General features: G+C 68.9%; 7 protein-coding genes. 2 read left to right on the top strand and 5 right to left on the bottom strand.

The window, feature by feature from the left end; genetic code table 11:
• Positions 1-182 precede the first annotated feature (182 nt).
• From G6026_RS06920 to G6026_RS06910, 3 genes are all read right to left on the bottom strand, one after another.
• Positions 183-950: an SDR family NAD(P)-dependent oxidoreductase gene (locus G6026_RS06920; protein WP_107755440.1), complete on the bottom strand. Its 768-nt coding sequence runs from the start codon at positions 948-950 to the stop codon at positions 183-185.
• A 77-nt stretch (positions 951-1,027) separates the two neighbouring features.
• A complete protein-coding gene (locus G6026_RS06915; protein WP_241726025.1) occupies positions 1,028-3,085 on the bottom strand; it encodes a neutral/alkaline non-lysosomal ceramidase N-terminal domain-containing protein in 2,058 nt (685 codons plus the stop codon).
• A 154-nt stretch (positions 3,086-3,239) separates the two neighbouring features.
• Positions 3,240-3,842 carry a superoxide dismutase gene (locus G6026_RS06910; RefSeq protein ID WP_031265000.1) on the bottom strand — a complete coding sequence of 201 codons (603 nt, stop codon included), beginning with the start codon at positions 3,840-3,842 and terminating at the stop codon, positions 3,240-3,242.
• Between the two features lie 148 nt (positions 3,843-3,990).
• Between G6026_RS06910 and G6026_RS06905 the strand changes: the two genes are divergently transcribed.
• On the top strand, positions 3,991-4,491 hold the full coding sequence (locus G6026_RS06905; RefSeq protein WP_107755441.1) for an NUDIX domain-containing protein: 501 nt from the start codon (positions 3,991-3,993) through the stop codon (positions 4,489-4,491).
• Here the strand turns inward: G6026_RS06905 and G6026_RS06900 are convergent.
• Positions 4,453-4,626 carry a hypothetical protein gene (locus G6026_RS06900; RefSeq protein ID WP_156607051.1) on the bottom strand — a complete coding sequence of 58 codons (174 nt, stop codon included), beginning with the start codon at positions 4,624-4,626 and terminating at the stop codon, positions 4,453-4,455. The two genes, G6026_RS06905 and G6026_RS06900, sit on opposite strands and share 39 nt — an antisense overlap.
• A 104-nt stretch (positions 4,627-4,730) precedes the next feature.
• Between G6026_RS06900 and msrA the strand changes: the two genes are divergently transcribed.
• Positions 4,731-5,408 (top strand): peptide-methionine (S)-S-oxide reductase MsrA, encoded by a 678-nt coding sequence (msrA, locus tag G6026_RS06895; protein ID WP_107755443.1) that lies wholly within the window; start codon positions 4,731-4,733, stop codon positions 5,406-5,408.
• 139 nt (positions 5,409-5,547) lie between these two features.
• Here msrA and G6026_RS06890 read toward each other — a convergent pair whose 3' ends face one another.
• Positions 5,548-5,751: a cold-shock protein gene (locus tag G6026_RS06890; protein ID WP_017837502.1), complete on the bottom strand. Its 204-nt coding sequence runs from the start codon at positions 5,749-5,751 to the stop codon at positions 5,548-5,550.
• Between the last annotated feature and the right edge of the window lie 418 nt (positions 5,752-6,169).

Genomic DNA, 6,169 nt, shown 5'->3' with positions numbered 1-6,169 from the left:
GCCCGAGCAGGCCGCCCCGGCACCCGCTCCCCAGGCTCCGGGCCCGGACACCCCGAACGGTCGCGGCTGACGGATCGGCTCCGACGCGCGACGTCCACAGAACGGCGCTGAGGCCCGCTCCCTGACCAGGGGGGCGGGCCTCAGTCGTCGATTCCACGGTCAGATCACCGCGGAGCCCCGGATCAGCGCGGCGCCATGCGCAGCGCGCCGTCCATGCGGAAGCTCTCGCCGTTGAGGTAGTCCTGCTCGACGATCGCGTTCGCCAGCTGGGCGTAGTCCGACGGGCGTCCGAGACGCGAGGGGAACGGGATCGAGGCCTCGAGGGTCTTCTGGAACTCCTCGGTCAGGCCCCGCAGCATCGGGGTCTCGATCGTGCCCGGGGCGATGGTGTTGACGCGGATACCGAACTGGGCGAGGTCGCGGGCCGCACAGATGCCCATCGAGTACACGCCGCCCTTGGACGCGGCGTAGGCGATCTGGCCCACCTGGCCCTCGTAAGCGGCCACGGAGGCGGTGTTGATGATGACGCCGCGCTGGCCGTCGGAGTCGACCGTGTCCTGGGTGGACATCGCCTCGGCGGCGAGACGCAGCACGTTGAACGTGCCGACCAGGTTCACCGAGATGCAGGTCTGGAACAGGTCCAGGGGGTGCACGCCCTTCTTGGACACGATGCGGGCGGCCGGGGCGATGCCCGCGCAGTTGACCACCACGCGCAGAGGGGCGGCCTCGGTGGCCTTGGCGATGGCGGCCTTGACGTCGTCCTCGCTGGTGACATCGGCGGCGAGGAGCGTGATCCCCTCATCGATGCCCTGCTCGACGGCCTTGTCGATGGACTGCTGCAGGTCGAGGCCGAAGACGATCGCCCCCTTCTCGGCGAACGAACGAGCGGTGGCGTTGCCCAGACCGGAGGCGGCGCCGGTGACGATGACGGAAGCACCCTTGATGTCCACGGGCGATGTCCTTTCTCTCTAGGAGGCGAGCACTAGGAGGTGCAAGCACTTACCGGCCCAGTGTTCCAGAACCGTGTTCAGCGCACGTCGAAGGCCGGGCTCTCCCCCCGCACGGGGAACAGTCGACCGTCGAGGCCGCGGCCCGAGGCGGTGTACACCACCCGGTACTCACCGGCCGGGGTGCCCGGCGGGATGTCCCAGGTGATGAGGGCGTTGGTCACCGTGAGCAGCCCCTCGAACACGATCATGGTGGACCAGTCGCCGTCGTCGTGGACCCGGATCCACCGACCGCCGTCCCGGCGCTCCACGGCGAGGTAGGTCTCACCCCGTCGAAGGTCGGAGTTGGGGTTCGTACCGCAGAACCGCACCGTGACCCGCTGACCCGTCCGATAGTCGGGCAGGGGAGGGTCCAGCACGTCCCCGAAGTTCCGCAGCGGCGCCGGGGTGTCGACGAGCGGGTTGCCCAGCGGGGAGACGGGGATCTGTCCGGTGAGGTCCCGCTCGGGGGTTCCCGGGTCCAGCGGCGCCCCGGCCCGCATCGACCGAGCGAGGTCGGCGGCGATCTGCTGGATGGCGGGCAGTGTCCACGGTCCGAAGGCGGTGGCGCCGCCCTCGTAGTTCTGGGCCGAGTACTCCTCCGGGGTCGTGACGTAGTGCCCGTAGGCGTTGGAGTACCCCTGCACGGTGACGTGGTCCTCGGGGACGGCGAGCTCGGCGGCCAGTGTCCGACGCAGGCGTAGGCCAGCCACGACGGTCGGCTCGAAACCCAGGCTGAACAGGTAGTGCCCACCCAGTCGGACGAGGTGGAACGGATAGACGCGCTGGATGGCGTGCGGCACCAGGCCCACGGGCAGGAGTATGTCCTTCGCGCCGTGCGCCTCTCGTAACCAGGCGGGGATCACGACCTCGGAGATGGCTCTGACCGCGGGGTTCCCACCCCGGTCCCCTTCGGTGAAGGGCAGTTCCTCGGCGCCCCCTCCGTCCTCCTGGCTGCCCGCGGCGAACGCCGCGCCGAGCGCTGCGACGGCGGTTCGGTGGGTGCGGCCGTCGCCGGTGAACTCCGGCCGCACCTCGACCATCGACATGTCGACCCAGCGGTGACGGACGTCGATGCCACCCCCGAGCGGGCGGACGTCCCGGCCCACCTGGTCGCGTGCGGCGGCGAACTGTCGTTCGCCGTTGATACGGGTGTTGAGCCACTCGTCCGGAGTCGGCCCCCGCCCGGGCTGGAGGTCGAGGTTGGGACTCACGTCGCCGGGGTTCGTCTGGGCGAACGCGGTCACCAGGGCCGGGGTTCCGCCGGCCAGATAGTCCTGGCCCGCGGCCTCGCGCTCCCAGAACCAGGCTGCGTATCCCTTGTTGTCCGACGAGGAGAGCCTGTTGGACGTGGTCATGGAGGTCGCGTGCGAGGCGAACCAGTTGATCACCCCGACCAGGTTCCCGCCCCGGGTGACCTGCAGGGACTGCGACCGGGGGTCGATTCCGGTGGGGAAGTGGGCACGCTCCTCGGCGGGGTCCCGGTCGAACGACCCGCGGGAGCGGTTGACGCCGGCGTCGTGCAAGTGGCCCGTCGTGACCCCGACGTCCGACGGCGCGAGGTCGTGATGCGCCATGCGGACCGCGTCGACGATCCCGGCGCAGTTGGCGTCGAAGGTGACGGGCCGGAAGCCGAGCATCGAGAGGTCGACCATGGGGTGACCGGACGTCCCGCCGGGGGCGGAATGGGTGTGCGTGGCCGTGATGACCACATTTCCCTCGTGGTAGGCGTCGCCGAACTCGGCGGCGAGGCGTCGGAGGACCTCCTGCTGGATGGACTGGAAGACCAGCCCGATCTCGGCGGTGACGTGGAGGAACCTGGGTGACGACGGGGAGTCGGCGAAGACGAACGCCCGGGCCCGCTGACGCAGGTGAAGCCCCACGGAGTGCTGCTCGGTGTCGGCGTAGCCGTTCATCCCCGCCCCCAGGGACTCCCCGGTCATGTCGCCGATGCCCCGGCCCACGTACATCCGGGTGGACTGCGCGGAGGCGACCGCGGGGAGGACGGAGCGCAAGGCGGTGACCCCCCCGAGGGCTGCCGCCGCGCCGAGGACGGTGCGGCGCCCGACGCCGTGGCGCGTGGTGACGTGGTGTGACATCGACATCGGGCTCCCGGGTCCGCGGTGCAGGTGACGTCGGTCACCTCTGGTGCAGTCAGGCTACCCAACTGGACACTTGACCGGAAACCCGGTCGGGATGAACGGGAACGGGCCCCCGCGCCCTGCGCGGAGGCCCGTCACTCGGGTCGTGTGGTCAGCTCTTGGCGGCGGCGTAGCGCTCCGCGACGTCCGCCCAGTTCACGACGTTCCACCAGGCCTTGACGTAGTCCGGCTTGACGTTCTTGTACTGGAGGTAGAAGGCGTGCTCCCACATGTCCAGCATGAGCAGCGGGGTCATGTTGATCGAGATGTTGCCCTGCTGGTCGGTCAGCTGCTGGATGATCAGGCGCTGGCCGATGTGGTCCCATCCCAGGACCGCCCAGCCGGAACCCTGCAGGGTGGTGGCGGCGGCGTTGAAGTGGGCCTGGAACTTGTCGAAGGACCCGAACTCGGCGTCGATGGCGGAGGCCAGCTCGCCCTCGGGCTTGTCGCCACCGTCGGGCGACATGTTCTGCCAGAACACCGAGTGGTTGGTGTGGCCGCCGAGGTGGAAGGCGAGATTCTTGCTGAGCAGCGGGGCCTTGGTGGAGATGGTGCCGTCCTCGCGCGCCGCGGCTAACTGCTCGAGCGCGTCGTTGGCGCCCTTGACGTAGGTGGCGTGGTGCTTGGAGTGGTGGAGCTCCATGATCTCGGCGGAGATGTGCGGCTCCAGCGCGCCGTAGTCATAGGCGAGGTCGGGAAGAACGTACTCGGCCATAGCGGTGAGTCCTCTCAGTTGGGTGACGGGCCGCGCCTGGGTCCGGCCCATGGTGCCCGTCACGACGTCCGGTTCCCACCATAGTGATCGCGCACCGGTGGTGTCGCCCACCAGCGGAGCTGTCGGGCGATCGCCCGCCCTGCCTGCCATGATCGAGGGCGTGGATCATCAAGATTCGACCTCTCTCCGCGTCATCTCCGTCTCCGCGGTGGTGGTGAGGCGTCCGGACGGGTCGGTGGTGACCGTGCGCAAGAAGGGCACGGACCGATTCATGCTCCCCGGGGGGAAGTGGGAGCCGGGTGAGGCCCCGCTGGACTGCGCGGTCCGCGAGCTCGACGAGGAACTGGGCGTGCCTCTCGCTCCGGAACGGCTGACCCCGCTCGGACGCTTCGACACCGCGGCGGCGAACGAGCCCGGGTTCAGATTGGTCTCCGAGGTGTTCACCGTGGAGACCGACCTGCCTGTGGAGCCCCGGGCGGAGATCGCCGAGGCGCGCTGGCTGACGCCGACGGAGCTGCGGACCGTGGCGGTTCTCCGAGAGGATGAGTGTGCACCATGGGCCCCGCTCCTGGTCAGGGTGGTGCGTGAAGGGTTGTGGTGGGGCCGCGGCTCAGAGAGCGACGATCGCGACGAGCGCGAGGAGCAGTAGCGCGGCGGTCACCACCGTCACGGCGATGTTCCGGTGACTGACGTGGTCACTGGACCCCGACCCCTCGAAGGGCTGGGAGGAACCACGGTCGAGGATGTCGCGCAGCTGCTGTGCGGCGGGCTTTGAAGCGGTCACGTCGAGCTCCCCACTGGTCGATCCTCCGCCCACCCTAGCGCGGACTATGGTATTCGTCACATCACGTCCGGATCACATCTCTCCCCCGGGGTTACCCTGGCTGCATGGGCTGGTTACAGGACGCGATACGACACTCGACGATGCGGACCGCGACCGAGGTGATCGACGCCGACTCGGCACTGCCGGGCAGGCCCGACCCGGTCGCGGTGGCGCCGACCAACATCGTCACCGGCAACCCGATGGTGCCCCCGTTCCCCGACGGGCACGAGTCGATCGTGCTGGGGATGGGGTGCTTCTGGGGGGCGGAGAAGATCCTCTGGCAGCTCGACGGGGTGTGGACCACCGCGGTCGGGTACGCGGGCGGATGGACGCCCAATCCCACCTACGAGGAGACCTGCACGGGCGCGACGGGGCACACCGAGGCGGTTCTCGTGGTGTTCGATCCCGAGGTCCTGCCCGTCGAGCGGCTCCTCGCCACGTTCTTCGAATGGCACGACCCCACCCAGGGCATGAGGCAGGGCAACGACCGGGGAACGCAGTACCGATCTGCCGTGTTCACCACCACGACCGCTCAGCTGGACACGGCCCGGCGTGTGGCGGCCGCCTATCAGAAGGAACTCGACGCCGCGGGGTACGGCCCTCTGACCACCGAATTCGGGTTGCTCAGTGAAGTCCGGTCCGGCGAGTTCGCCTACGCCGAGGACTACCACCAGCAGTACCTGATCAAGAACCCCGGTGGATACGACTGCCACGTCCGCAGCGGAGTGGCCTGCCCGATCTGAGGCCGCCCGTTCTCTGGGACTGTGAGGCCGCCGGTGCTCAGAGGCATGCGGAAGGGGACATGCGGAAGGGCCCTGCCCGGGAGTGATCCCGGGCAGGGCCCTTCTCGTCGATGCGGCGTCAGATCGCTCTGACGTCAGCTCACATCGGGGTGATGTTCTCCGCCTGCAGGCCCTTGGCGCCCTGCGCGACGTCGAAGGAGACCTGCTGGTTCTCCTCGAGCGAGCGGTAGCCCGAGCCGTTGATGGCGGAGAAGTGCGCGAAGACGTCGGCGGAGCCGTCGTCGGGGGCGATGAAGCCGAAGCCCTTGTCGGCGTTGAACCACTTCACGGTACCGGTAGCCATAGTGGCGTCCTTTCGAGAGTCGGTACCCCGCTTGTCGGGATACCAGATGATGCAGCAGAGAGCGTGCTGTGTGTTTCCCTGCGGTGCCGCATCGTTCTCTCTCAAGAACGGTGGATCTACAGAAATACAACGTACGTTTTCAACTACTGCGCAGAACCCTACAGCCTGAGAGGCGGTCCGTCACCCCCACGGGGTGTCCGGCAGGTGAATTCGCCGTTCCACCTCGGTTCCGGCCCGCTCGGTCGACCCGCCGGGGACGACACTGGGTGGGTGTACTCCGATCTGACGAGTGAACTCGACTCCATCCTGGGCGATCTCGCACCCGGCCGCGCGACGAGGGCGCGGGACGTGGAGCGTGTGCACCCGACCCACCGCCGGGGCGCTGAGAACCTCGTCGACTACGCGAGCCTGCGCCGAC

This window comes from Dietzia sp. DQ11-38-2, assembly GCF_014145055.1.
In the GTDB taxonomy this organism is placed as follows: Bacteria; Actinomycetota; Actinomycetes; order Mycobacteriales; family Mycobacteriaceae; genus Dietzia.
The sequence above is the reverse complement of the archived record's forward strand: the minus strand, read 5'-3'. Positions and strand labels throughout refer to the sequence as shown.